Below are 24,095 nucleotides of genomic sequence, written 5' to 3'. Positions count from 1 at the left end.
ACAGCGAGCGTGTGACCTAAATTGGTGCGTGTCCGGGAGGACCTGATGAATCTGGAAAGCAAATGGCTGGAGGACTTTAGTGCCCTGGCCGCCACCCGCAGTTTTTCGCAAGCAGCTGAGCGGCGCTTCGTGACCCAACCGGCGTTCAGCCGGCGAATTCGCAGCCTGGAAGCGGCGCTGGGGCTGACCTTGGTCAATCGTTCGCGCACGCCGGTCGAACTGACGGCGGCGGGGCAACTCTTTTTGGTGACCGCACGCACGGTGGTCGAACAGCTCGGCGAAGTGTTGCGTCACCTTCACCATCTGGAAGGCGGGCAGGGCGAAGTCATGCAGGTTGCCGCGGCGCACTCCCTGGCCCTGGGCTTTTTCCCGCGCTGGATTGCGCAACTGCGTAATGACGGGCTGAACATCGCCACCCGGTTGGTGGCGACCAACGTTGGCGATGCGGTGCATGCCTTGCGCGAAGGCGGTTGTGATTTGATGCTGGCGTTCTATGACCCGGACGCGGCCATGCAAATGGACCCGGAAATCTTCCCGTCGATGCACCTGGGGCACACCGAAATGCTCCCGGTCTGCGCGGCGGACGCCAATGGCAAGCCACTGTTCGACCTTGAAGGAGAAGCCAGCGTGCCGTTGCTGGCCTACAGCGCTGGCGCATTTCTCGGCCGTTCAGTGAACGGTCTGTTGCGTCAGCGCTCGCTGCGTTTCACCACCATCTACGAAACCGCCATGGCTGACAGCCTGAAAAGCATGGCCCTGGAAGGCCTTGGCATTGCCTGGGTGCCGCAACTGAGCGTACGTGCTGAACTGGCCCGGGGTGAGCTGGTGGTCTGTGGTGGCCCGCAATGGCATGTACCGTTGGAAATCCGCCTGTATCGCTGCGCATTGGTGCGCAAGGCCAATGTGCGCTTGTTGTGGCGCAAATTGGAGGGTGGTACTTCAGGCGGAGTGTGATTAACCCGTTTTATTCGAGCATTACGGGAGTTTTTCGAGATGGTCGCGAATGTTTTTTCGGTTTTTGTCGCTGAACCTGTAACTGTTTCCACGGAATTTGGAGCCGTGATCAGTCAGCATTATGGAGTCTTGCCACCAGCCTTCAAAGCGAACTTCACTGTCTTCATGAGTTGCGCCAAACATATGCCCTATCTCATGTGCAGCTATATGCTCAGAAGTTATTGAAGCAATGCCGGCGTAGCTTTTAAAATGGGTTACGCCCTGGGTAACTCCAATGAGCCCCCATAGGGTTTCATTTATGTCATATCGGGTGAGTAGAAGGATTTTAACCAGTCCGCTATGGAAATTCTGCTGCTGCCAAATAGAATTGTACAGAGCGCGTGTTTTTTCTCTCCAGCCCAACGCTGCGGCTTCGTGGTCGTCGTTCCTGTAGTTGAAATCGGAGAGGCCGGGAACATCAACTTTATCGAACCCCTTAATAAGCACAGGACGGCCGGAAATCTCCTCCAATTCAGTGATGAGCCAGCTGAAGTATTTTTCGTATAGCTCATCTCGAGAAAAACCTTGAAGGTCGTTGTGAATAATTACAATGATTGTTATGGGTTTTTTCATGGTTGATGCCTTGCTGAGGTTTGTGATTTTTAAAATTACCTTCAGTTGGTTTTTCTATCGAGATTAAAAATATTTCAAGTCTTGCGCTGCTAAAAACCAAATTAATGATCGTAAGAAATTTATCTTATAAAGTTTGATTACCTCTTATAAGCGGTTCATTGGAGGCGTAAGTTATTGACTTAATAGTCAGAAATTAACGACCTTGGCGATTCCATGACAGATGGTCGCAACAGGGGCTGTTTATCTGCGTTATTGCGGTATACTGCGCGGCCTTCGGCCGGTTACGACCGGCCATATAATTCGTACAATCAAGCCACGCATCCTGCGTGGCTTGTTGTTTTTTGACGCGCCTGCGGGCGCCCAGAGAGAAGAGGCACGACGATGAGTGCACTGGTTGGCGTGATCATGGGCTCCAAGTCCGATTGGTCCACCCTTAGCCACACCGCCGATATGCTGGAAAAGCTCGGCATCCCTTACGAGGTGAAGGTGGTCTCTGCCCACCGCACCCCGGACCTGCTGTTCCAGTACGCCGAAGAGGCCGAGGCGCGTGGCATCGAGGTGATCATCGCCGGTGCCGGTGGCGCGGCCCACTTGCCAGGCATGTGTGCGGCCAAGACCCACCTGCCGGTGCTGGGCGTGCCGGTGCAATCGGCCATGCTCTCGGGCGTCGATTCGCTGCTCTCGATCGTGCAGATGCCGGCCGGCATTCCGGTCGCGACCCTGGCCATCGGCAAGGCGGGCGCGATCAACGCCGCACTGCTGTCGGCGAGCATCCTCGGCGCCAAGCACCCGCAGTTCCATGAAGTGCTGAAAACCTTCCGCGCTGAGCAGACAGACAGCGTCCTGGACAATCCAGACCCACGCATCGCCTGAGGTTGTTGACGATGAAGATCGGTGTAATCGGTGGCGGCCAGTTGGGTCGCATGTTGGCCCTGGCGGGCACTCCGCTGGGCATGAACTTCGCGTTTCTGGACCCGGCGCCAGATGCTTGCGCGGCAGCATTGGGCGAACACCTGAAGGCCGATTACGGCGATCAGGATCACCTGCGCCAGCTGGCTGACGAAGTCGATCTGGTGACCTTCGAATTTGAAAGTGTGCCTGCCGAAACCGTGGCGTTCCTGTCGCAGTTCGTGCCGGTGTACCCGAGCGCCGAAGCCCTGCGCATCGCCCGCGATCGCTGGTTCGAGAAGAGCATGTTCAAGGACCTGGGGATTCCGACCCCGGCGTTCGCCGACATCCAGTCGCAAGCTGACCTGGACGCTGCGGTGGCTTCGATCGGTCTGCCGGCCGTGCTGAAAACCCGAACCCTGGGTTATGACGGCAAGGGCCAGAAAGTCCTGCGTACCGCTGAAGACGTGGTCGGCACCTTCGCCGAGCTCGGCAGTGTTCCCTGCCTGCTTGAAGGTTTCGTGCCGTTCACCGGCGAAGTGTCGCTGATCGCCGTACGTGCCCGCGATGGTGAAACCCGCTTCTACCCACTGGTGCACAACACCCACGACAGCGGCATTCTCAAGCTGTCCGTAGCCAGTACCGATCACCCGTTGCAGGCGCTCGCCGAAGACTATTCCAGCCGCGTGCTCAAGCAGCTGGATTATGTCGGTGTGATGGCGTTCGAGTTCTTTGAAGTCGATGGTGGCCTCAAGGCCAACGAAATCGCCCCGCGCGTGCACAACTCCGGGCACTGGACCACCGAAGGCGCCGAGTGCAGCCAGTTCGAAAACCATCTGCGCGCCGTTGCCGGCCTGCCATTGGGTTCGACGGCCAAAGTCGGTGAAAGCGCCATGCTCAACTTCATCGGTACAGTGCCGGATACCGCGAAGGTCCTGAGCATCGCCGATTGCCATCTGCATCACTATGGCAAGGCGTTCAAGGCCGGGCGCAAGGTCGGTCATGCCAACCTGCGTTGCGCTGATCGCGAGACACTGGCGGCGCAGATCCTCAAGGTTGAAGCGCTGATCGCCGAATAGTTTCATGTGGCAGCGGTGGAACCATTCAGGTTGCACCGTTCTCTCATGGCAGGATGCCAAAGTCTGACTAGGCTTTGGCATAGCCACTCCACATTGAGGGAAATGCCATGGGAATTATCGGAACCATCTTTATCGGCTTGATCGTCGGCCTGCTGGCACGGTTCCTGAAACCGGGCGATGACAGCATGGGCTGGATCATGACCATCCTGCTCGGTATCGGCGGTTCGCTGGCAGCCACCTACGGCGGCCAGGCCCTGGGCATCTACCAGGCCGGTCAGGGCGCAGGCTTCATCGGTGCGCTGGTGGGCGCGGTGATCCTGCTGGTGATCTACGGTCTGGTCAAAAAGAACTGAGATAAACGATCGAGCCCTCTCTGCGCGGCGCACGGAGAGGGCTAGAATGCTCGCCGCCATTTATGTCCCTTCCTTTACCGAGCACTTCAATGCGCCGTCTTCTGCTGACTCTACTTTTCTTGGGTGCAGGCTTTGCCCATGCCGGCGAATTGCCGGAAACCGACTGGCTGGAATTGATGCCCAAGTCGGACCAGAAAGCCCTCGAGGCCATGCCTGAAATCGATCACAACTCTCCGGAAGCCAATGGCACCTTCACTGCCAAGGGCGGCATGAAACAGGCCAAGGGGTTGCCGGCGGTGATGTATTCGACCAAAACCGTGGCATCGATGAACGACAAGAACATTCGCATCGGTGGTTATCCGGTTCCTCTGGAGACCGACGCCAAGGGCAACAGCACGCTGTTCTTCCTGGTGCCGTACCCGGGCGCGTGCATCCACGTTCCGCCACCGCCGCCCAATCAACTGGTGCTGGTGCGTTATCCGAAAGGCTTGAAGCTGAACGACATCTACACGCCGTTGTGGGTAACGGGCACGCTGAAGATCGAGAAGGTCAGCAATGACCTGGCCGATGCGGCGTATGCGCTGGATGCGGCGAAAGTGCGGGTGGTAAAAGAGTCCGATCTCTAACCCCCGTGCAAAACAGCTGTGAGAGCCAGCCTGCTGGCTCTCACTTTGGATCCTGCGGCGTGGTTTAGAGCGGTTTAGAGCCGATGCTGACGCCCATCGTGTGGCTGGCATCTGCCGCCAGATGCACCACGTCATCCATCACATTCGCCGTCTCGATGCACAGCATCCGCTGCCAGCCGTCATTGGCCATGTCGCTGAACGCGGCGGCACGGTCGATCCACGGGTTCCAGATCACGGCGGTACGCGAGCCTCGGGCCGTGAGTTGTACGCGCCGCTCCCAGGCAGGATCGACGATGCTCAACTGTGATGGTGCATCAAGGTAGATGCGGTCGGTTTCACTGCTGAATCGCAGATCACCGTGCTGGGTCTTGGTTTTCCAGTCGTCCAGGGTCTCGATGTAATTCAGGCCATCAACACCTTCGACATGCACATTGCGTACATCGCTGACCGCGAAATAGGTGTGCAGCGCCTGGCTGATGCTGACGGTTTCAGCGCCGCGGTTATGGCTGGTCAGATCGATGTGCAGTTGCTCATCCAGGCGAATGCTCAGTTTCAAGTCAACCTGGTGCGGCCAGCCTGGAAAACCGCCTTCTGGGTAAGGCAGCAGAAACTCGATCTTCAGGCTTTCGCCTTCGGCTTCGATGCCACCCAGCTGCCAATCCATCGCTCGGACAAAGCCGTGGGCCGACGGTGTGTCATCGGCGATGCGCATCGCCTTCACGCTCTGCGGATTACGCTCGAAAACGCCGAACCACGGCCAGCACACCGGTACGCCGGCGCGAATGCTCTTGCCGGCCTTGAACACGGCTTCGTCATTCAGCCATATCAGCGGCGGCTGGCCGGCCAATTGATAGCTGAGAATGTGCGCACCTTGCTGGGCCACCAGTAATTCGGCCTGACCGTGGCGGATGCGCCAGCAGTTCAGTTCATCCAGTTTTACGGCTTCAACATTGGGCGTGCTCATGGGACAGCTCTCGATCAGAAACGTGGACGACCTTCGACCGCAAAATGACGGCGGCGTTTAACGGGCGCGCGGAGGCACCGAGCGGGTGCGACCGCTGCCGTCGATGGCGACGAACACAAACACTGCTTCGGTTACTTTACGCCACTCGCTGGACAGCGGGTCGTCACTCCAGACCTCGACCATCATCTTGATCGAACTGCGGCCGATTTCCAGGGCCTGGGTGTAGAAGGAGAGCTGGGCGCCCACGGCCACCGGCACCAGAAACGCCATGCGGTCGATGGCCACGGTCGCGACGCGTCCACCGGCGACCTTGCTGGCCATCGCGGTGCCCGCCAGATCCATCTGCGCCACCAGCCAGCCGCCGAAAATATCGCCAAAGCCGTTGGTTTCGCGAGGGAGCGCGGTGATTTGCAAGGCCAGGTCGCCTTGCGGGATCGGATCTTCTTGTTCGAGCTCTATCATGCCGGGGGTGCCTCTGACCCGTGACTCTTCGTTGGTGCTGCTGGTGGTAGCCGTCTTCGGGAAAAACGATTCAGCACCGAACATACTACGTTCGTCACGTTTTTCGTAAGGCGCCTAAAGGGAAACTCTGCGAAATCGGCTGGGCCATACACGTTGGGCCAACGACGTCTTCGCACAGCAACCCCGCAAAAACCGGAGCAAGGCTGCGAGTATATCGGTCGGTAGACTCCTAGACGACCATCCGGTTCTCATTTTGACCCTCAAAAACGCGCCTCTATGTGCTTTTTCGAACAATTTGTTATGGTGCCGGACCTGCCAAAACCTCAGCCAGCGTTGTTGAGGTCGCAGATCCGACTATAAGAGAAGCTTTGCCATGACCACAGCGCCCTCGAGCATCGCGCAACCAGACCAGCCCGCACGTCCGTTGACCCGCAATGATTACAAGACCCTGTCGTTGTCTGCCCTGGGCGGCGCGCTGGAGTTCTACGACTTCATCATCTTCGTGTTCTTTGCCACGGTGGTGGGCAAACTGTTCTTCCCCGCCGACATGCCCGAATGGCTGCGCCTGATGCAGACCTTCGGCATCTTCGCCGCCGGCTACCTGGCGCGGCCGCTGGGCGGCATCGTGATGGCGCACTTTGGCGACCTGTTGGGTCGCAAGAAGATGTTCACCCTGAGCATCTTCATGATGGCCGTGCCGACCCTGATCATGGGCCTGCTGCCGACTTATGCACAGATCGGCCTGTGGGCGCCGATCCTGTTGCTGTTGATGCGCGTGATTCAGGGCGCGGCCATTGGCGGTGAAGTGCCGGGGGCGTGGGTCTTCGTTTCCGAACACGTTCCGCAACGTCATATTGGCTATGCCTGCGGCACCTTGACCAGCGGCCTGACCGCGGGGATCTTGCTCGGCTCGCTGGTCGCCACGGCGATCAACAGCATTTATACCCCGGTGGAAGTGGCGGATTACGCCTGGCGAATTCCGTTCCTGCTGGGCGGTGTGTTCGGTTTGTTCTCGGTGTACCTGCGTCGCTGGTTGCACGAAACCCCGGTGTTCGCCGAGTTGCAGCAACGCAAGGCCTTGGCCGAAGAAGTGCCGCTGCGTGCGGTGCTGCGTGATCATCGCGGTGCCATTGCCATCTCGATGCTGCTGACCTGGCTGCTGTCCGCCGGGATCGTCGTGGTGATCCTGATGACCCCGACCGTGCTGCAGACGGTCTACCACTTCTCGCCGACCACGGCGCTGCAGTCCAACAGCGTGGCCATCGTGTTCCTGAGCCTTGGCTGCGTCATTTCCGGTGCCCTGGCTGACCGCTTCGGTGCGGGGCGCGTGTTCGTCTTCGGCTGCGCAGCGTTGCTGGCCAGTTCCTGGACCTTCTACCACAGCCTGGCAGATCATCCTGACTGGCTGTTCCCGCTGTACGCCCTGACCGGTTTGCTGGTCGGCACCATCGGTGCGGTGCCCTACGTGATGGTCAAGGCCTTCCCGCCGGTGGTGCGTTTCAGCGGTCTGTCTTTCTCTTATAACGTGGCCTACGCGATCTTCGGCGGGTTGACGCCGATGGTGGTCAGCTTGCTGCTCAAGGAAAGTGCCATGGGGCCTGCCTACTATGTGGCGGTGTTGTGTGGCATGGGGATTCTGGTGGGCGCCTGGTTGTGGAACAAAGGTCGCTGATCCCGACAGAATCTGTAGCGCTACTGGCCCCATCACCAGCAGGCTGGCTCCCCCATTGAAATGCATTCCAATGGGGGAGCCAGCCTGCTGGTGATTTGGGCTACCGGTATAATTCGGTAATGCCTCAATACTGGCCTTTCATCCAATTGTCACAATTCAGCCATAGAGTGTTCACATGGTCTGCTGATACTTGGCCCCGACTTAACACACCCTATCTGCTAGGAGTAAGGCATGAAACTGAAGCGTTTGATGGCGGCAATGACGTTTGTCGCTGCTGGCGTCGCGACTGCCCACGCGGTGGCCGCTGGTGTTGACCCGGCAATTCCGGCTTATACCAAGACAACCGGTGTATCGGGCAACTTGTCCAGCGTTGGTTCCGATACCCTGGCCAACCTCATGACCCTGTGGGCTGAGAACTACAAGAAAGAATACCCGAACGTAAACATCCAGATTCAGGCCGCTGGCTCCGCCACCGCGCCACCTGCGCTGACTGAAGGCACCTCCAACCTGGGCCCGATGAGCCGCAAGATGAAGGACACCGAACTGGCTGCCTTCGAGCAGAAGTACGGCTACAAGCCAACCGCTATTCCGGTTGCCGTGGACGCCCTGGCTGTCTTCGTACACAAGGACAACCCGATCCAGCACCTGACCATGGAACAGGTTGACGCGATTTTCTCGTCCACCCGTCTGTGCGGCGCTAAAACCGAAGTCAAAACCTGGGGCGACCTGGGCGTGACCGGCGACCTGGCCAACAAGCCGGTTCAGCTGTTCGGTCGTAACTCGGTATCCGGCACCTACGGCTACTTCAAGGAAGAAGCCCTGTGCAAAGGCGACTACAAGCCTAACGTGAACGAACAACCTGGTTCGGCTTCGGTTGTGCAGTCGATCAGCTCCTCGCTGAACGGCATCGGTTACTCGGGCATCGGCTACAAGACCGCCAGCGTGAAAACCGTTGCTCTGTCGAAGAAAGGCAGCACCGAGTTCATCGAAGACAGCGAAGAAAACGCCCTGAACGGCAAGTACCCACTGTCCCGCTTCCTGTACGTTTACGTGAACAAGGCACCGAACAAGCCTCTGGCCCCGCTGGAAGCCGAGTTCGTGAAGCTGGTTCTGTCGAAACAGGGTCAGGAAGTTGTAGTGAAAGACGGTTACATCCCACTGCCAGCCAAAGTAGCCGCCAAAGCGCTGGCTGACTTGGGTCTGTCGGAAGGTGGCGCGGAAGTCGCAAAAAAGTAACAAACTGAGTCCATAGTGAACCCCTCTGGACTCAAATGGGGGCGGCAGCAGTCGCCCCCATTTACATCAAATCCTCTATCCACTGCTGGCTAGCGCTTGCGGCGGATTTGTCGCGTCACTGTGCTGTCATCTTTCTGTCATACAGGATCGCTAGGGTGTGCGAATGAATGATCTGGCCAATTCCAACATGACTACTAATCCCCCCAAGCGGATTGATTTCAATACGCCTGAGCTGCAACGCAAGCGCCGCATTCGCGCGCTGAAAGATCGTTTGACCCGCTGGTACGTCCTCGTCGGCGGCCTCGCTGTACTGGGTGCGATCACCTTGATCTTCTTCTTCCTTGCCTACGTCGTCGCGCCCCTGTTCCAGGGTGCCAGCCTGACCGCCAAGGATGCCCTGACCCCGGCCTGGATGCAGGATGCCGGCAAACCCCTGATGATCTCCCTGGAAGAGCAGAATCAGGTCGCCATGCGGGTTTCCGATAAAGGCCAGGCCTTGTTCTTCGATATCGACAGTGGCGCCGAACTCAAGCGCGTCGATCTCCCGATTCCGGCCGGCGTCACCGTGACGTCCATCGGTGAAGACCAGCCAGGTCATCCGCTGGTGGCCGTGGGCCTGTCCAGCGGTCAGGCATTGGTGTTCCGCCATACCTACAAAGTCAGCTACCCGGATGGCAAAAAAACCATTACCCCGGCCGTTGAGTTCCCTTACGGCGAGACCCCGATTGCTGTCAACGAAGCCGGCGGTGCACTGGAGCACGTCAGTCTCAACGCCAACGATTCGACCCTGATGCTGGTCGGCTCTACCGGTTCGCAACTCAATGTTCTGTCGCTGAGCAGCGAAGAGAACATGATGACCGGCGAAGTCACCACCGAGCAGAAGCGCATCGAACTGCCGCAGATGACCGAGCCGGTGAAGAACATCTTCGTCGACCCACGCCAGCAGTGGTTATACGTGATCAACGGGCGTGCCCAGGCCGATGTGTTCAGCCTGCGCGACAAGAGCCTCAACGGTCGCTACAAGCTGTCGGAAAATGCCGACACCGAAGTCACCGCGACGACCCAACTGGTCGGCGGCATTTCGCTGATCGTCGGCGACTCAAAAGGCGGTCTGGCCCAGTGGTTCATGGCCCGTGATCCGGATGGCGAACTGCGCCTGAAGCAGATCCGTACCTTCCAGATGGGCACCGCGCCTATCGTAGAAATTACCGCCGAAGAGCGTCGCAAGGGCTTTGTAGCCCTGGACGCGACCGGCAAGCTGGGTGTGTTCCACAGCACCGCTCACCGCACCTTGCTGGTGGAGCCGGTGGCGGAAGGCCGGGGCATTTTCGGCCTGTCGCCGCGAGCCAACCACGTGATCGTGGAAGCTAACGGCAAGCTGCACCCATTGTTGCTCGACAACCCGCACCCGGAAGTGTCGTGGAGCGCGCTGTGGAGCAAGGTCTGGTACGAAAACTACGATGAGCCTAAATACGTCTGGCAATCGACCGCCGCCAACACCGACTTCGAACCCAAGCTGAGCCTGTCGCCGCTGACCTTCGGTACTCTGAAAGCCGCGTTCTACGCCATGCTGCTGGCCGCTCCACTGGCCGTTGCCGCGGCGATCTACACCGCGTACTTCATGGCACCGGGCATGCGCCGCAAGGTCAAGCCGGTGATCGAGTTGATGGAAGCGATGCCGACGGTGATCCTCGGTTTCTTCGCCGGTTTGTTCCTCGCACCTTATGTAGAAGGGCATTTGCCGGGCATCTTCAGCCTGCTGATGTTGCTGCCGATCGGCATTTTGGTCGCCGGCTTTACCTTCAGTCGCCTGCCTGAGTCGATCCGCCTGAAAGTGCCGGACGGCTGGGAAAGTGCGCTGCTGATTCCGGTGATCCTGTTTGTGGGCTGGTTGTCGCTGTACATGAGCCCGTTCATGGAGAACTGGTTCTTCGGCGGTGACATGCGCATGTGGATTTCCCACGACCTGGGCATCACCTACGACCAGCGCAACGCACTGGTGGTCGGTCTGGCCATGGGCTTCGCGGTCATCCCGAACATCTACTCCATCGCCGAAGACGCCGTGTTCAGCGTGCCGCGTGGCCTGACCCTGGGCTCCCTGGCGCTGGGTGCCACGCCTTGGCAGACCATGACGCGGGTGGTGATCCTCACCGCCAGCCCGGGCATCTTCTCGGCACTGATGATCGGCATGGGCCGTGCGGTCGGCGAAACCATGATCGTGCTGATGGCCACCGGTAACACCCCGGTCATGGAAATGAACCTGTTCGAAGGCCTGCGCACCCTGGCGGCCAACGTCGCCGTGGAAATGCCGGAGTCGGAAGTCGGCGGCAGTCACTACCGCGTGCTGTTCCTCTCGGCGCTGGTGCTGCTGCTGTTCACCTTCATCATGAACACCCTCGCGGAACTGATTCGTCAGCGTCTGCGCAAGAAATACTCGTCGCTTTAAGAAAGGTAGAAGTCTGTGAAACAGAACTCCCTGAATGGATGGTTCAAGAGCGGCGCCCCCGGCGTCTGGATCAGCGGTGGTGCGGTGTCCATCGCGGTCATCATGACCATTGGCCTGCTGGCAGTGATTGCCGTGCGCGGCCTGGGTCACTTCTGGCCGGCGGACCTGGTGCACGCCAGCTACGACGTGCCGGGTCAGGCCAATCACCTGGTCATCGGTGAAGTGGTGCAGAAGGAAGAAGTGCCCCGTGCCCGCTTGAAGAGCGCTGGCCTGCCCGTGCCGGATCAAGGCCCGGAATTCATGACCCGCGAGCTGATCAAGGTCGGCAACCGTGACCTGAACGGCAACGACTTCACCTGGATCGTCGGCGACTGGCTGACCAACCAGACCACGCCACCGGAATTGATGGCCATCGAACGTCGCGAGTGGGGCAACTTCTACGGCTACCTGGTCAACGTCAAACAGGATGGCAAAGTCGTTGCTGAGGGCGAAGCGGCCTGGCCGGAGTTGCAGGCGCGTGTCGACCGCGTGAACAAGCTGGCTGCCCAGCTCAAGAGCCTGGAAAAAACTGACATTGGCGCGATCAACGCCGGTCTCGAACGCATCCGTCTGCACGGTCGCAAACTGGAGCTCGAAGGCAAGCTCGACGCCGCCGCACAAGCGGACATGGAATCCGAGCGTGCCGAGCTGAATGCGCGTTATCAGGACATCGAAGCACGCCTGAGCGACCTGCATGCCCAGTTCAACCGCGACAGCCTGACCGCCCGTGATGCCAACGGCAAAGAGATCGAGATCGGTATCGGCAAAGTGGTTCACGCCTACCAGCCTAACGCCATGAGCGTGACCACCAAGATCGGTTTCTACTTCAGCAAGGTCTGGGAGTTCCTCAGCGACGACCCCCGTGAAGCGAACACTGAAGGCGGTATCTTCCCGGCTATCTTCGGTACCGTGATGATGACCCTGATCATGGCGATGATCGTCACCCCGTTCGGCGTGCTGGCGGCGGTGTACCTGCGTGAATACGCCAAGCAGAACACCCTGACCCGGGTCATCCGCATCGCGGTGAACAACCTGGCCGGTGTTCCGGCGATCGTTTACGGCGTGTTCGGCCTGGGCTTCTTCGTCTACGTACTGGGTGGTTCGCTCGACCGTCTGTTCTTCCCGGAAGCGCTGCCGGCACCGACCTTCGGTACGCCGGGCCTGCTCTGGGCTTCGTTGACCCTGGCGCTGCTGGCCGTGCCGGTGGTGATTGTGGCCACTGAAGAAGGCCTGGCGCGGATTCCGCGTACCGTGCGCGAGGGCTCGTTGGCCCTGGGTGCGACCAAGGCTGAAACCCTGTGGAAGATCGTCCTGCCGATGGCCAGCCCGGCGATGATGACCGGCATGATCCTCGCCGTGGCACGCGCCGCCGGTGAGGTGGCGCCGTTGATGCTGGTGGGTGTGGTGAAACTGGCGCCGTCGCTACCGGTGGACGGCAACTACCCGTATTTGCACCTGGACCAGAAGATCATGCACCTGGGCTTCCACATCTACGACGTCGGCTTCCAGAGCCCGAACGTTGAAGCCGCACGGCCGCTGGTGTACGCCACGGCGCTGCTGCTGGTGCTGGTGATCGCGACACTGAACCTGTCGGCCGTATGGATTCGAAACCACCTGCGCGAGAAGTACAAAGCGCTGGATAGCTGATCAACACCGATCCTACAAAAGAATTGTGTAACCGCCGGCCCGGGCCGGCGGCACCGAACCGAATTTGTTAGCACAGGGAGCCTCCCATGCAGCACGAAACACCTACCCACGGCATCAACATGTCGGCGCTGGGTCGCGACAAGCAGAGCCTGAGCCTCGAGCAGGAAACCGTGGCCATCGAAGTGCCGGGCCTGAGCCTGTTCTACGGCGAGAAACAAGCGCTGTACGACGTCAGCATGAACATCCCGAAACAGCGCGTGACCGCCTTCATCGGCCCGTCCGGCTGCGGCAAGTCCACGCTGCTGCGTACCTTCAACCGCATGAACGACCTGGTGGATGGCTGCCGCGTTGAAGGCGCCATCAACCTGTACGGCAACAACATCTACCGCAAGGGCGAAGACGTTGCCGAGCTGCGTCGTCGTGTCGGCATGGTGTTCCAGAAGCCGAACCCGTTCCCGAAAACCATCTACGAAAACGTGGTGTACGGCCTGCGCATCCAGGGCATCAACAAGAAGCGCATTCTCGACGAAGCCGTTGAGTGGGCGTTGAAAGGCGCGGCCCTGTGGGACGAAGTCAAAGACCGTCTGCACGACTCGGCACTCGGCCTGTCCGGTGGTCAGCAGCAGCGTCTGGTGATTGCCCGCACCATCGCCGTCGAGCCGGAAGTGCTGTTGCTCGACGAACCGTGCTCGGCACTCGACCCGATCTCCACGCTGAAAGTCGAAGAGCTGATCTACGAACTGAAATCCAAGTTCACCATCGTCATCGTGACCCACAACATGCAACAGGCGGCGCGGGTGTCCGACTACACCGCGTTCATGTACATGGGCAAGCTGGTTGAATTCGGCGACACCGACACCCTGTTCACCAACCCTGCGAAGAAGCAGACCGAAGACTACATCACCGGTCGCTACGGCTAGTTGAGGCGGCTACAAGCCGACAAGCCAGAAGCCTTGCGGTTTTGAGTTCACCACAACACAGCTAGCAGCTTGAAGCTTGCGGCTCTTGGTTAAACGCTTTTGCGGAGCGAACACAATGATTTCTAAGGAAGGCCTTACTCACCACATCTCCCAGCAGTTCAACGCCGAACTGGAGGAAGTGCGCAGCCACCTCCTGGCCATGGGCGGGCTGGTCGAGAAACAGGTCAACGACGCGGTGACCGCGCTGATCGAGGCTGACTCCGGCCTGGCTCAGCAGGTGCGTGAAATCGACGACCAGATCAACCAGATGGAGCGCAACATCGACGAAGAATGCCTACGCATTCTGGCCCGTCGTCAGCCGGCGGCCTCCGACCTGCGCCTGATCATCAGCATTTCCAAGTCGGTGATCGACCTCGAGCGCATCGGCGACGAAGCGACCAAAATCGCTCGCCGTGCCATCCAGCTGTGTGAAGAAGGCGAAGCGCCGCGCGGTTACGTCGAAGTGCGCCACATCGGCGACCAGGTGCGCAACATGGTCCGTGATGCCCTGGACGCCTTTGCTCGCTTTGACGCCGAACTGGCCTTGTCGGTGGCGCAGTACGACAAGATCATCGACCGCGAATACAAGACCGCCCTGCGCGAGCTGGCCACCTACATGATGGAAGACCCGCGCTCTATCTCGCGGGTTCTGAGCATTATCTGGGTACTGCGTTCGCTGGAACGTATCGGCGACCATGCGCGCAACATCTCGGAACTTGTGATCTACCTGGTGCGCGGCACCGACGTGCGTCACCTGGGCCTCAAGCGCATGAAGGAAGAAGTCGAAGGAACAAATGGCGAAAACGCTAATGTTCCGGGCAAAACTGACGATAAGTAAGGTTGCCCAAGTAAAGCGCCCGGCCTATTGGCCGGGCGTTTTCGTTTGTGGCGCACGAATTCGAAAAGCAGCACCCGCGAACGAAAAGTCCGGCGTGACTGAAGGTTTTTTGGCAAAGTGCCATCAGTGAAGCGATAGGCTGGCCGGGATTTTTTAAAGGGGTGGTGGATGAGTAAGGTCAGTGTATTGGTCGTGGACGATGCCTCGTTCATTCGTGACCTGGTGAAAAAGTGCCTGCGCAACTATTTCCCGGGCATGCGGATTGAAGACGCGATCAACGGCAAAAAGGCCCAGGCCATGCTGGCCAAGGAAACCTTCGACCTGGTCCTGTGCGACTGGGAAATGCCGGAAATGTCCGGCCTGGAACTGCTGAGCTGGTGCCGCGAGCAAGACGCCCTCAAGTCCATGCCGTTCATCATGGTGACCAGCCGGGGTGACAAGGAAAACGTGGTCCAGGCGATCCAGGCCGGTGTTTCCGGTTACGTCAGCAAACCGTTCACCAACGAACAACTGCTGAACAAGGTCAAGCAGGCCCTACACAAGGTCGGCAAGCTAGATGCCTTGATCAACGTCGCTTCGACCAAAACCCAATCGGCCTTCGGCAACGACACTTTGAATGCGTTGACCGGCGGCAAACCCTCCGTGGCCACAGCCCCAACGGCACCTGCGCCAGCACCTGCAGCACCCACTCCTGCTGCCGCGCCATCCCGTGGCCTGCTCAACAGCCCGCCGGTGAAGGCTCCGGCCGGGGCTGCCGTTGCCAGCGGTCGCGGCCAGGGCCAGTTACGCCTGCCCAGCGGCAACCAGCAATGCGTGATCAAGGCCCTGAGCCTCAAGGAAGCGTTGCTGGTGGTCAAACGCACCGACACCCTGCCGCAGATCCTCGACAGCGCCGTGCTCGACCTGGAGCAGGGCGACAACGCCGAAGTCGCTCGCCTCAACGGCTATCTGCACGCAGTCGTCGCCCATGAGCCGAAACCCGATAGCGACTGGCTGCAACTGACCTTCCGCTTTGTCGATCAGGATGCGCAGAAACTCGACTACATCTCCCGCCTGATTGCCCGCGGTACGGCGCAGAAGCACTTCATTCCCGGCGCTTGATCAACGGCCTCTGCCGGCAAGCCCGCTCTCACCTGAGAATACATTCCAGATGTGAGGGCGAGCCTGCTCGTGAAGGGGCGCCGCCGCGACCGCATGTCTCCTGAACAGCCATTTTGAAACATCTGTCGACTATCCCGGTCCATTGCAGCTGCTAGGCTCACCTCAGGTTTCACTCGACAGAATGCCCTCCCATGTTCGCGCGACTGCTGCTTCTTCTCGGTCTTTGCCTGGTCGCCACTTCGGCCGCGGCTGCGACCATCTATAAATCCAAAGATGCCAATGGCGTGGTCTCCTACAGCGACCGCCCGAGCAAAGGCTCGAAGGTGTTTGTTCTGCAGGACCGCATGGATGAACACCTGGAGCGCCAGGTACGGCTGATCATCCTGAAGGAGGGTGATGTCGACAGCCTGTACGTGCGCAATGACCTGTTTGCCCCGGTAGAAGTCGAACTGACGCTCGCCGGGGTGAAGAACGCCCGTGGTGCACCGAATCGACCGGTTCGACGGGTCATTCCCTTGCGCAGCAGCGTGCGCCTGGCGCAGCTCACAGCGATTAACGCAGGCAAGCCGCTGGCGTATGTGCCGAAATTCAAATATTCCCTGGGCGACCCCTCAGGGCCCATGGTGGGTTATCGCTACCCATTGCCGTGGCGCGGTGGGCCGTTTCGCATCAGCCAGGGTCCCAACGGTCCCTACAGCCACTTTGGCCCCAAGAGCCGTTACGCCATCGACATAGCGATGCCGGAAGGCACGCCAATCATAGCCGCGCGAGGCGGAACCGTGATCAAGACGGAAAACAGCCAGGATGGGCGTGGCAATGACGCCTCCGGCAACTTCGTGCGGGTATTGCACGACGATGGGACCATGGGCGTGTACCTGCACCTGAAAAAGGGCTCGGTGTGCGTGCGCGAGGGGCAGCGGGTGAAGGTCGGTAGTGCCCTGGCGCTGTCGGGCAATACCGGCAACAGCACCGGGCCGCATTTGCACTTTGTGGTGCAGCGCAATACCGGGATGGGCCTGGTGTCGATTCCGTATCAGTTCAACAAACCCGTGGGCGCGTTGCCCAACTTTGTGTTGGGCAAGCAGTAAGCCTGCGGGGATCAACCCAGCATCAACACCTTGGCCAGGACGATCTTCGGCCCTTTCATCTTCTTGATGATGATCCGCAAACCTTCGACTTCCAGCACTTCTTCCTCTTCCGGCACACGCTTGAGGCTTTCGTAGACCAGGCCGGCGAGGGTTTCGGCTTCGACGTGGTCCAGATCGATGCCCAGCAGCCGTTCAACCTTGAACAGCGGCGTATCGCCGCGCACCAGCAGCTTGCCCGGTTGATAGGCGAGAATGCCGCGCTCGGCCTTGCGGTGTTCGTCCTGGATGTCGCCCACCAGCACTTCCAGCACGTCTTCCATGGTCAGGTAGCCGATGATGTTGCCGTCGGCTTCTTCAACCACTGCGAAGTGCGAGCCACCTTTGCGGAACTGCTCCAGCAACTGCGACAGCGGCATGTGTCGCGACACGCGCTCCAGCGGACGGGTCAGCTCGGCCAGGTTGAACGACTCCGGAATGTGATCCAGTGCCGCCAGTTCCAGCAGCAGGTCCTTGATGTGCAGCAGGCCGACGAACTCCTGGCGTTCGCTGTCGTACACCGGATAGCGGCTGAATTTGTGACGTCGGAACATCGCCAGGATCTGCTTGAGCGGCGCGTTGAATTCTAGGGTCACCAGGTCTTCCCTGGAGTTGGCCCAGTCGACCACTTCCAGCTCGCCCATTTCCACTGCTGAGGCCAAAACGCGCATGCCTTGGTCGCTCGGGTCCTGGCCACGGCTGGAGTGCAGGATCAGCTTCAGTTCTTCGCGGCTGTAATGGTGCTCGTGATGCGGGCCGGGTTCACCCTGGCCGGCGATGCGCAGGATGGTGTTGGCGCTGGCGTTGAGCAGGTAGATGGCCGGGTACATCGCCCAGTAGAACAGGTACAGCGGCACGGCCGTCCACAGCGACAGCAATTCCGGCTTGCGGATGGCCCAGGATTTCGGCGCCAATTCGCCGACCACGATGTGCAGGTACGAAATGATGAAGAACGCGGTGAAGAACGAGATGCCCTTAACCACTTCGGCGGACTGCACGCCAATCGCGCTGAGGAACGGCTCGAGAATGTGCGCGAATGCCGGTTCACCGACCCAGCCCAGGCCGAGGGAGGCGAGGGTGATACCCAGCTGACAGGCCGACAGGTAGGCATCGAGCTGACTGTGCACGGTGCGCAGAATGTGTCCGCGCCAGCCGTTCTTGTCCGCGATGGCCTCGACCCGGGTCGAGCGCAATTTGACCATGGCAAATTCCGCCGCAACGAAAAAACCGTTGAGCAAGACCAGGATCAAAGCAAAAAGAATCATGCCGAAGTCGGCAAAAATGGTAGCGAGGGTCAAACCAGGGGAAGGGTCCATGATGGAGTTTTGCGGGTTCCGTGAAGTCGAGAAGGTAAGAAAGAATCGCGCCTGAAAGGCAGGCGCAAGTCAGCCAATGTAGCGGCTGACCGGCCGGTTGCCTAGTGGCGCATGCTGGCTGGTATCAGTCGGCGGCCTTCAGCGCCCGGGATCGGGTGACCTGGGCCGGGGCAAAGTGGCAGGTAAAGGTGCTGCCGTGACCCGGTACGCTGCTGATCTCCATCCGTGCGCGATGGCGCAACAACACGTGTTTGACGATCGCCAGCCCGAGGCCGGTGCCACCGGTGTTGGAGTTGCGGCTGGAGTCGACGCGGTAGAAGCGTTCGGTCAGGCGTGGCAGGTGTTTGGCGTCGATGCCGATGCCCGAATCCTGCACGCTCAAATGCGCACCCTGATCGTCGCCCCACCAGCGAATGCGAATGTTGCCCTCGGCCGGGGTGTACTTCACCGCGTTGAAGACCAGGTTTGAAAACGCACTGCGCAGTTCCGCTTCACTGCCCTTGAGCAGAATCGACGCATCGGCCTCCAGGGTGAAGTGCTGGTTTTTCTGGCCGGACAACTGCTGCGCATCACTCTTGATCGATTGCAGCAGCACATCGATCGGCACTGGCTGGTTGTCCGACGGGTAATCGGTGGCTTCCAGTTTGGCCAGCAGCAGCAAGTCATTGAGCAGCGTCTGCATGCGCCCGCCCTGTTGCTGCATCTGCTGCAGGGCGCGGCTCCAGCGCGGGTTCACTTCCTCGACATTGTCGAGCAGGGTTTCCAGGTAACCGCAGATCACCGTAAGCGGCGTGCGCAATTCGTGGGACACGTTGGCGATGAAGTCTTTGCGCATCTGCTCAAGTTGATGGATGCGCGTGACGTCGCGCACCAGCATCAGGTGTTCATTGTTGCCGTAACGGGTGATGTACATCTGGATGCGCATGCGGTCGTTGGACGGCGAAGGGATTTCCAGTGGCTCGGCGTAGTTTTCCTGCTCGAAGTATTCCTTGAAGCGCGGATGACGCACCAGGTTGGTCACCGGTTGGCCGCTGTCCTGCGGAGTCTTGAGGCCCAGCAGGGTTTCGGCGGCGCGGTTCCACCATTCCAGGTTGCCGTCGGTGTCGAGCATGATCACCGCGTCCTTGAGAGCAGCGGTGGACTCCTGGACGCGGTCGATCACTGCTTGCAGGCGCCCGCGCACCCGTTGGTCACGGCGTTGCAGGTGGTAGATGCTGTCGAACACCTCGCCCCACAGGCCATAGCCGTCAGGTGGTGCTTCGTCGGGTTTGTGCAGGCGCAGCCACTCGTGCAGCCGCAGCAATTGCTTGAGGGTCCAGGCCAGGTAAAGTCCCAGGCCTGCGGCCAGGCTCCAGCCGTAGTAGCCGGAGATCAGACCGACCACCAGGCAAGCGGTGACCAGTAGCAGCATGTGGCGAATCAGGGTGCCATGCCAGTTTTGGTTCACGTGACGCGCGTCCTTGTCAGCTTGTCGGGCGGTAAGGGGCAGGGTCAGGCTTTGGTCGAAAAGCGGTAACCGGTGCCGCGCACGGTTTGTACCAGATTTTCGTAAGCATCGCCGAGGGCTTTGCGCAGGCGGCGGATGTGCACGTCAACGGTGCGCTCTTCAACATAGACGTTGCCGCCCCAGACCTGGTCCAGCAACTGGCCACGGGTGTAGGCGCGTTCCTGGTGGGTCATGAAGAATTGCAGCAAGCGGTATTCGGTCGGGCCCATCTCGGCAGGACGGCCGTCGATGGTCACGCGGTGGCTGATCGGGTCGAGCAACAGGCCACCCACTTCAATGGGCGCTTCGCCATCGGTGGGACCTGCGCGGCGCAGCACGGCCTTCAGGCGCGCGACCAGCTCACGTGGGGAAAACGGTTTGGTGATGTAGTCGTCAGCGCCGACTTCCAGGCCCTGGATCTTGTTGTCCTCTTCACCCTTGGCGGTGAGCATGATGATCGGGATATCACCGGTCAGCTCGTCACGCTTGAGGCGGCGGGCCAGCTCGATGCCGGAGGTGCCTGGCAGCATCCAGTCCAGCAGGATCAGGTCCGGTTTGCGGTCGACAATGATGGCGTGGGCCTGCTGGGAGTTTTCAGCCTCCAGGCAGTCATAGCCGGCCATTTCCAACGCAACGGCGATCATTTCGCGAATAGGCGCTTCGTCGTCGACGATCAGAATGCTCCTGCCAACCATGCCTTAACCCTCTTGTCATTTAACTGTCTTGCGCCGCATTAGATAACGGAATTATTGCAGTCGTGTGACAGTATTTTAGTCGCCCGGTGATTGTCGTAATCGTGAACTAAGCTCTAAGTCCGAATCCTGACAACCACAAAAGGAAGGTTTCCATGACACTACACTCGCAATCCTTCAAAGCCCTGATGCTGGCGGCTGCCCTGGCACTGCCTGCCATGGCCTTTGCGGCGCCACCGGCCATGATGAACGAAAGCGGCATGATGACCGACCACAAAGGCATGACGCTGTACACCTTCGACAAGGACACCGGCGGCAAATCGGTGTGCACCGGCGACTGCGCGAAAAACTGGCCGCCGCTGGAAGCGAAGGCGGGTGACAAGGCCGAAGGCAAGTGGACAATCATCAAGCGTGACGACGGCACCATGCAGTGGGCCTATGGCGGCAAGCCGCTGTACTACTTCATGAAGGACAAGGCGCCCGGCGACATGACGGGCGACAAGATGAAAGACGTCTGGCACGTGGTTCACGAGCACATGTAAACGCTTCTCCCCGTGGGAGCGAACGGGCTCGCTCCCACGGGTTTTACCGATCAGCGCAGCGCGTAATCCAGCACGATCCCGACAAAAATCGCCAAGCCCGCCCAGTGGTTGTGCAGAAACGCCTTGAAGCAGCGCATGCGGTCCCTGTCACGGGTGTACCAGAACTCCCAGACAAAGCAGCCTGCCGCCGCCAGCAGGCCGAGGTGGAACCAGGTGCCGAGCTCGAACTTCGATCCCGCCAGCAACAGACAGCCCAGGGCCAGCGTCTGCAAGGTCAGGATGATCACCCGGTCCGCTTCGCCGAACAGGATCGCCGTTGATTTCACGCCGATCTTCAGGTCATCGTCACGGTCGGTCATCGCGTAATAAGTGTCGTAACCCACCGTCCACATCAGGTTGGCGATCCACAGCAGCCAGGCCGCGGCAGGCAGTTCGCCGGTCTCGGCGGTGAACGCCATCGGCATACCCCATGAAAACGCCATGCCCAGCACCACCTGCGGATAATAGGTGTAGCGCTTCATGAACGGGTAGGTGAACGCCAGTGCCAGCCCGCCAAACGACAGCCAGATGGTCGCGGCGTTGGTGCACAGCACCAGCAGGAAGCTCAGGCCCATCAGCAGCGCAAAAAACACCAGCGCTTCTTTCGAGCTGATCTTGCCGGAGGCCAGGGGGCGTTGCGCGGTGCGTTTGACGTGGCCATCGACCTTGCGGTCCGCCCAGTCGTTGATCACGCAGCCACCGGCGCGGGTCAGCACCACACCGAGCACGAAAATCAAGATGTTGGCCAGCGACGGCGAGCCCTTGCCGGCAATCCACAGTGCCCACAGCGTCGGCCACAGCAACAGGTAGATGCCGATCGGCTTGTCCATCCGGGTCAACTGAATAAAGTCCCAGGCGCGCGGGTTCAAGCGATTCAAGGACTTGAGCAGGCTCTGGTACATCAGGTGTTCTCCGGTTGGGCGCGGGCAGCGTTCCACAGGGTTGGCAGGAAGATCTCGGCCACCAGTACGCTCAATGCACCCCTGTCGAAACGCGAGCGGCGGCCCCACAAATCAGGCCGTCGCACCTCGGCTGGCAACCAGGCTTGCGGGTAGTGGCACACCTCGATTTCCCGGCGCTGGAACGCATGATCGCAAAACAGCAATTCGCCCAGCGAACGGCTGCCCAACTCGTCCATGTGCAAGCCATCACCCTGCAGGGCACTGCGCGATGCCACGCTGCGGGCAAACACCCAGGCCTCACCGTGACCGCGCAGATATACCTCGCGCACCCAGCCTTCGCTGCCTTCGGCCAGGTTCAGCGCCGCGCATTCGTCGGCGCGTAGCGTCTGCCAGCCTTCGAACATCGGCGAGACGCTGAAGGCATCATTCGACAGATGAATGAGGCGGCGAGTCAGCGAGCCTTCATCGAACAACCAGTCGAGAATAGAGGCGTCGGGTGGGGGCGTCAGTTGGCCTTGAGCGAGCCAGAGGGGAGTCGGGGAGGGGGATTCTGTGTGTTGCACAATGAGTCATTATTGGCAGCAAATGAGGCGGCGAGCTTACCATGTCAGCCGTCGATATCGAGTGAATCGGCCCGCCGTTGCGCCGAACAGGCTTGCATCTGCCGGGCCCGAACAGTACAAAACGCCCTGAGTTGGACGGCAGTGCTACATCCATCGACCGCCCAGCCGGCAAAACGCCTGAACCCTGAGGAAGTACCTGAATGAAAAAGTGGCAATGTATCGTCTGCGGCCTGATCTACAACGAAGCAGACGGCTGGCCCGATGACGGCATTGCGCCGGGCACCCGCTGGGAAGATGTCCCGGCAGACTGGCTGTGCCCGGACTGCGGCGTCGGCAAAATGGATTTTGAAATGATCGAAATCAACTAATCAAACAAACAGAGGAGTCAGGAATGAACGCACCTGTCGTCATCATCGGTACCGGCCTAGCGGGCTATAACGTCGCCCGCGAATTTCGCAAACTCGATAGCGAAACCCCGCTGTTACTGATCACCGCCGATGACGGACGTTCCTACTCCAAGCCGATGCTCTCCACGGGCTTCGGCAAAAACAAGGATGCCGACGGCCTGAGCATGGCCGAACCCGGTGCCATGGCTGAGCAACTCAAGGCTGAAGTACGCACCCACACCCGCATCAGCGGCATCGACCCGGGCCATAAGCGCCTGTGGATCGGCGAAGAAGCGGTGATCTACCGCGACCTGATCCTGGCTTGGGGCGCCGAAACCGTGCGCGTGCCCATCGACGGTGACGCCGCCGATTGCGTGTTCCCGATCAACGACCTGGAAGACTACGCGCGCTTTCGTGCAGCCGCCGCCGGCAAGCGCCGCGTACTGCTGCTCGGCGCAGGCTTGATCGGCTGCGAGTTCGCCAATGACCTGACCCTGGGTGGCTTTGAGGTGCAACTGGTGGCGCCCTGCGAACAGGTGATGCCGACGCTGCTGCACCCAGCAGCCGCTGCGGCCGTGCAAGCCGGGCTTGAGAGCCTCGGTGCACGTTTCCACCTCGGCCCCGTGCTCAATCGCCTGCAACGCGTGGCAGACGGCCTCGAAGCGCATCTCTCCGATGGCCAGGTGATCGCCTGTGACGTCGTGGTCTCCGCCATTGGCCTGCGCCCGCGCATCGATCTGGCAGCTGCGGCCGGTTTGCAGGTCAATCGCGGCATCATGGTCGACCGCCACCTGAAAACCTCCCACGCCAATATCTACGCCCTGGGCGACTGCGCCGAAGTCGACGGACTCAACCTGCTGTACGTCATGCCCCTGATGAGCTGTGCACGGGCCTTGGCGCAAACCTTGGCTGGCACCCCGACTGCCGTGAGCTATGGCCCGATGCCGATTACCGTGAAAACCCCGGTGTGCCCGCTGGTGGTTTCGCCACCACCGCGAGGCGCTGAAGGTGTCTGGACCGTGGAAGGACAGGGTGCCGACATCAAGGTGTTATGCCGCGACGCCACAGGCAAACTGCTCGGTTATGCCCTGACCGGTGCTGCCGTGATGGAGAAACTGGCCCTGAACAAAGAGCTTCCACCGCTGCTGGCATAAATACCGGTCGTTCTG

Annotated in this window: 24 protein-coding genes; 16 read left to right on the top strand and 8 right to left on the bottom strand. The window is 60.0% G+C overall.

The annotated features are described in order from the left end of the window. Nucleotides 1–45: 45 nt before the first annotated feature. Nucleotides 46–954 carry a LysR substrate-binding domain-containing protein gene (locus EIY72_RS06720; protein ID WP_093228501.1) on the top strand — a complete coding sequence of 303 codons (909 nt, stop codon included), beginning with the start codon at nucleotides 46–48 and terminating at the stop codon, nucleotides 952–954. A gap of 21 nt (nucleotides 955–975) precedes the next feature. Here the strand turns inward: EIY72_RS06720 and EIY72_RS06715 are convergent, their stop codons facing one another. Then, nucleotides 976–1,566, bottom strand: coding sequence for a zinc metalloprotease (locus EIY72_RS06715; protein WP_093228505.1), 591 nt, complete (start codon nucleotides 1,564–1,566; stop codon nucleotides 976–978). A 381-nt stretch (nucleotides 1,567–1,947) separates the two neighbouring features. Between EIY72_RS06715 and purE the strand changes: the two genes are divergently transcribed. The 4 genes from purE (at nucleotide 1,948) to EIY72_RS06695 (ending at nucleotide 4,512) form a co-directional block, all read left to right on the top strand. Next, nucleotides 1,948–2,439: a 5-(carboxyamino)imidazole ribonucleotide mutase gene (gene purE, locus EIY72_RS06710; RefSeq protein ID WP_008030713.1), complete on the top strand. Its 492-nt coding sequence runs from the start codon at nucleotides 1,948–1,950 to the stop codon at nucleotides 2,437–2,439. Between the two features lie 11 nt (nucleotides 2,440–2,450). After that, nucleotides 2,451–3,533 carry a 5-(carboxyamino)imidazole ribonucleotide synthase gene (locus EIY72_RS06705; protein WP_093228508.1) on the top strand — a complete coding sequence of 361 codons (1,083 nt, stop codon included), beginning with the start codon at nucleotides 2,451–2,453 and terminating at the stop codon, nucleotides 3,531–3,533. Nucleotides 3,534–3,640: 107 nt separating this feature from the next. Continuing rightward, complete coding sequence (locus tag EIY72_RS06700; protein ID WP_008018299.1) at nucleotides 3,641–3,886, top strand: GlsB/YeaQ/YmgE family stress response membrane protein; 246 nt, start codon at nucleotides 3,641–3,643, stop codon at nucleotides 3,884–3,886. Between the two features lie 89 nt (nucleotides 3,887–3,975). Next, nucleotides 3,976–4,512, top strand: coding sequence for a DUF3299 domain-containing protein (locus tag EIY72_RS06695; RefSeq protein ID WP_093228511.1), 537 nt, complete (start codon nucleotides 3,976–3,978; stop codon nucleotides 4,510–4,512). Between the two features lie 64 nt (nucleotides 4,513–4,576). Here EIY72_RS06695 and EIY72_RS06690 read toward each other — a convergent pair whose 3' ends face one another. Both EIY72_RS06690 and EIY72_RS06685 read right to left on the bottom strand, forming a co-directional pair. Further along, a complete protein-coding gene (locus tag EIY72_RS06690; RefSeq protein WP_093228513.1) occupies nucleotides 4,577–5,476 on the bottom strand; it encodes a D-hexose-6-phosphate mutarotase in 900 nt (299 codons plus the stop codon). 57 nt (nucleotides 5,477–5,533) lie between these two features. Beyond that, nucleotides 5,534–5,938 carry an acyl-CoA thioesterase gene (locus tag EIY72_RS06685; RefSeq protein ID WP_007942704.1) on the bottom strand — a complete coding sequence of 135 codons (405 nt, stop codon included), beginning with the start codon at nucleotides 5,936–5,938 and terminating at the stop codon, nucleotides 5,534–5,536. A gap of 373 nt (nucleotides 5,939–6,311) precedes the next feature. Here EIY72_RS06685 and EIY72_RS06680 point away from each other — a divergent pair, with 373 nt between their 5' ends. From EIY72_RS06680 to EIY72_RS06645, 8 genes are all read left to right on the top strand, one after another. Further along, complete coding sequence (locus EIY72_RS06680) at nucleotides 6,312–7,610, top strand: MFS transporter (protein WP_093228515.1); 1,299 nt, start codon at nucleotides 6,312–6,314, stop codon at nucleotides 7,608–7,610. Between the two features lie 231 nt (nucleotides 7,611–7,841). Beyond that, nucleotides 7,842–8,846, top strand: a complete 1,005-nt coding sequence (locus EIY72_RS06675; protein WP_093228517.1) for a phosphate ABC transporter substrate-binding protein PstS — start codon at nucleotides 7,842–7,844, stop codon at nucleotides 8,844–8,846. A 163-nt stretch (nucleotides 8,847–9,009) separates the two neighbouring features. After that, nucleotides 9,010–11,292, top strand: coding sequence for an ABC transporter permease subunit (locus EIY72_RS06670; RefSeq protein WP_093228519.1), 2,283 nt, complete (start codon nucleotides 9,010–9,012; stop codon nucleotides 11,290–11,292). A gap of 15 nt (nucleotides 11,293–11,307) precedes the next feature. Further along, on the top strand, nucleotides 11,308–12,978 hold the full coding sequence (gene pstA, locus EIY72_RS06665) for a phosphate ABC transporter permease PstA (protein WP_093228521.1): 1,671 nt from the start codon (nucleotides 11,308–11,310) through the stop codon (nucleotides 12,976–12,978). An 86-nt stretch (nucleotides 12,979–13,064) separates the two neighbouring features. Next, complete coding sequence (pstB, locus tag EIY72_RS06660; protein WP_093228523.1) at nucleotides 13,065–13,898, top strand: phosphate ABC transporter ATP-binding protein PstB; 834 nt, start codon at nucleotides 13,065–13,067, stop codon at nucleotides 13,896–13,898. Nucleotides 13,899–14,013: 115 nt separating this feature from the next. Further along, nucleotides 14,014–14,775 (top strand): phosphate signaling complex protein PhoU, encoded by a 762-nt coding sequence (gene phoU / locus EIY72_RS06655; RefSeq protein ID WP_093228525.1) that lies wholly within the window; start codon nucleotides 14,014–14,016, stop codon nucleotides 14,773–14,775. A 168-nt stretch (nucleotides 14,776–14,943) separates the two neighbouring features. Continuing rightward, nucleotides 14,944–15,876 carry a response regulator gene (locus EIY72_RS06650; RefSeq protein WP_093228527.1) on the top strand — a complete coding sequence of 311 codons (933 nt, stop codon included), beginning with the start codon at nucleotides 14,944–14,946 and terminating at the stop codon, nucleotides 15,874–15,876. 191 nt (nucleotides 15,877–16,067) lie between these two features. After that, nucleotides 16,068–16,964: a peptidoglycan DD-metalloendopeptidase family protein gene (locus tag EIY72_RS06645; protein WP_093228529.1), complete on the top strand. Its 897-nt coding sequence runs from the start codon at nucleotides 16,068–16,070 to the stop codon at nucleotides 16,962–16,964. Nucleotides 16,965–16,975: 11 nt separating this feature from the next. Here EIY72_RS06645 and EIY72_RS06640 read toward each other — a convergent pair whose 3' ends face one another. From EIY72_RS06640 to phoB, 3 genes are all read right to left on the bottom strand, one after another. After that, nucleotides 16,976–18,316: a hemolysin family protein gene (locus EIY72_RS06640; protein WP_093228531.1), complete on the bottom strand. Its 1,341-nt coding sequence runs from the start codon at nucleotides 18,314–18,316 to the stop codon at nucleotides 16,976–16,978. Between the two features lie 124 nt (nucleotides 18,317–18,440). Beyond that, nucleotides 18,441–19,727 (bottom strand): phosphate regulon sensor histidine kinase PhoR, encoded by a 1,287-nt coding sequence (gene phoR, locus EIY72_RS06635; RefSeq protein ID WP_231985613.1) that lies wholly within the window; start codon nucleotides 19,725–19,727, stop codon nucleotides 18,441–18,443. Nucleotides 19,728–19,807: 80 nt separating this feature from the next. Continuing rightward, nucleotides 19,808–20,497 carry a phosphate regulon transcriptional regulator PhoB gene (gene phoB, locus EIY72_RS06630; RefSeq protein ID WP_003229608.1) on the bottom strand — a complete coding sequence of 230 codons (690 nt, stop codon included), beginning with the start codon at nucleotides 20,495–20,497 and terminating at the stop codon, nucleotides 19,808–19,810. A gap of 152 nt (nucleotides 20,498–20,649) precedes the next feature. On the opposite strand from phoB, the gene EIY72_RS06625 reads away from it, so the two are divergent. Beyond that, entirely contained in the window at nucleotides 20,650–21,036 is a 387-nt protein-coding gene (locus EIY72_RS06625) for a COG4315 family predicted lipoprotein (protein WP_093228535.1), read from the top strand. A 50-nt stretch (nucleotides 21,037–21,086) separates the two neighbouring features. Here EIY72_RS06625 and ubiA read toward each other — a convergent pair whose 3' ends face one another. Then, nucleotides 21,087–21,977, bottom strand: a complete 891-nt coding sequence (gene ubiA / locus EIY72_RS06620; protein ID WP_093228537.1) for a 4-hydroxybenzoate octaprenyltransferase — start codon at nucleotides 21,975–21,977, stop codon at nucleotides 21,087–21,089. Next, on the bottom strand, nucleotides 21,977–22,540 hold the full coding sequence (locus tag EIY72_RS06615) for a chorismate--pyruvate lyase family protein (RefSeq protein ID WP_093228539.1): 564 nt from the start codon (nucleotides 22,538–22,540) through the stop codon (nucleotides 21,977–21,979). The genes ubiA and EIY72_RS06615 overlap by 1 nt, the downstream gene beginning before the upstream one ends. Before the next feature lie 200 nt (nucleotides 22,541–22,740). On the opposite strand from EIY72_RS06615, the gene EIY72_RS06610 reads away from it, so the two are divergent. Further along, nucleotides 22,741–22,908: a rubredoxin gene (locus tag EIY72_RS06610; RefSeq protein ID WP_003177199.1), complete on the top strand. Its 168-nt coding sequence runs from the start codon at nucleotides 22,741–22,743 to the stop codon at nucleotides 22,906–22,908. Between the two features lie 23 nt (nucleotides 22,909–22,931). Beyond that, complete coding sequence (locus tag EIY72_RS06605; protein ID WP_093228542.1) at nucleotides 22,932–24,080, top strand: NAD(P)/FAD-dependent oxidoreductase; 1,149 nt, start codon at nucleotides 22,932–22,934, stop codon at nucleotides 24,078–24,080. Nucleotides 24,081–24,095 lie beyond the last annotated feature (15 nt).

Source organism: Pseudomonas vancouverensis, assembly GCF_004348895.1.
Lineage (GTDB): Bacteria > Pseudomonadota > Gammaproteobacteria > Pseudomonadales > Pseudomonadaceae > Aquipseudomonas > Aquipseudomonas vancouverensis.
Note: the sequence above shows the minus strand (reverse complement) of the source record. Positions and strands in the feature narration are given on the sequence as shown.

Coding starts and splice junctions, on each gene's coding strand:
- EIY72_RS06720 (WP_093228501.1), top strand. CDS start 46: ATGAATCTGGAAAGCAAATGGCTGGAGGACTTTAGTGCCCTGGCCGCC.
- EIY72_RS06715 (WP_093228505.1), bottom strand. CDS start 1,566: ATGAAAAAACCCATAACAATCATTGTAATTATTCACAACGACCTTCAA.
- purE (WP_008030713.1), top strand. CDS start 1,948: ATGAGTGCACTGGTTGGCGTGATCATGGGCTCCAAGTCCGATTGGTCC.
- EIY72_RS06705 (WP_093228508.1), top strand. CDS start 2,451: ATGAAGATCGGTGTAATCGGTGGCGGCCAGTTGGGTCGCATGTTGGCC.
- EIY72_RS06700 (WP_008018299.1), top strand. CDS start 3,641: ATGGGAATTATCGGAACCATCTTTATCGGCTTGATCGTCGGCCTGCTG.
- EIY72_RS06695 (WP_093228511.1), top strand. CDS start 3,976: ATGCGCCGTCTTCTGCTGACTCTACTTTTCTTGGGTGCAGGCTTTGCC.
- EIY72_RS06690 (WP_093228513.1), bottom strand. CDS start 5,476: ATGAGCACGCCCAATGTTGAAGCCGTAAAACTGGATGAACTGAACTGC.
- EIY72_RS06685 (WP_007942704.1), bottom strand. CDS start 5,938: ATGATAGAGCTCGAACAAGAAGATCCGATCCCGCAAGGCGACCTGGCC.
- EIY72_RS06680 (WP_093228515.1), top strand. CDS start 6,312: ATGACCACAGCGCCCTCGAGCATCGCGCAACCAGACCAGCCCGCACGT.
- EIY72_RS06675 (WP_093228517.1), top strand. CDS start 7,842: ATGAAACTGAAGCGTTTGATGGCGGCAATGACGTTTGTCGCTGCTGGC.
- EIY72_RS06670 (WP_093228519.1), top strand. CDS start 9,010: ATGAATGATCTGGCCAATTCCAACATGACTACTAATCCCCCCAAGCGG.
- pstB (WP_093228523.1), top strand. CDS start 13,065: ATGCAGCACGAAACACCTACCCACGGCATCAACATGTCGGCGCTGGGT.
- phoU (WP_093228525.1), top strand. CDS start 14,014: ATGATTTCTAAGGAAGGCCTTACTCACCACATCTCCCAGCAGTTCAAC.
- EIY72_RS06650 (WP_093228527.1), top strand. CDS start 14,944: ATGAGTAAGGTCAGTGTATTGGTCGTGGACGATGCCTCGTTCATTCGT.
- EIY72_RS06645 (WP_093228529.1), top strand. CDS start 16,068: ATGTTCGCGCGACTGCTGCTTCTTCTCGGTCTTTGCCTGGTCGCCACT.
- EIY72_RS06640 (WP_093228531.1), bottom strand. CDS start 18,316: ATGGACCCTTCCCCTGGTTTGACCCTCGCTACCATTTTTGCCGACTTC.
- phoR (WP_231985613.1), bottom strand. CDS start 19,727: ATGCTGCTACTGGTCACCGCTTGCCTGGTGGTCGGTCTGATCTCCGGC.
- phoB (WP_003229608.1), bottom strand. CDS start 20,497: ATGGTTGGCAGGAGCATTCTGATCGTCGACGACGAAGCGCCTATTCGC.
- EIY72_RS06625 (WP_093228535.1), top strand. CDS start 20,650: ATGACACTACACTCGCAATCCTTCAAAGCCCTGATGCTGGCGGCTGCC.
- ubiA (WP_093228537.1), bottom strand. CDS start 21,977: ATGTACCAGAGCCTGCTCAAGTCCTTGAATCGCTTGAACCCGCGCGCC.
- EIY72_RS06610 (WP_003177199.1), top strand. CDS start 22,741: ATGAAAAAGTGGCAATGTATCGTCTGCGGCCTGATCTACAACGAAGCA.
- EIY72_RS06605 (WP_093228542.1), top strand. CDS start 22,932: ATGAACGCACCTGTCGTCATCATCGGTACCGGCCTAGCGGGCTATAAC.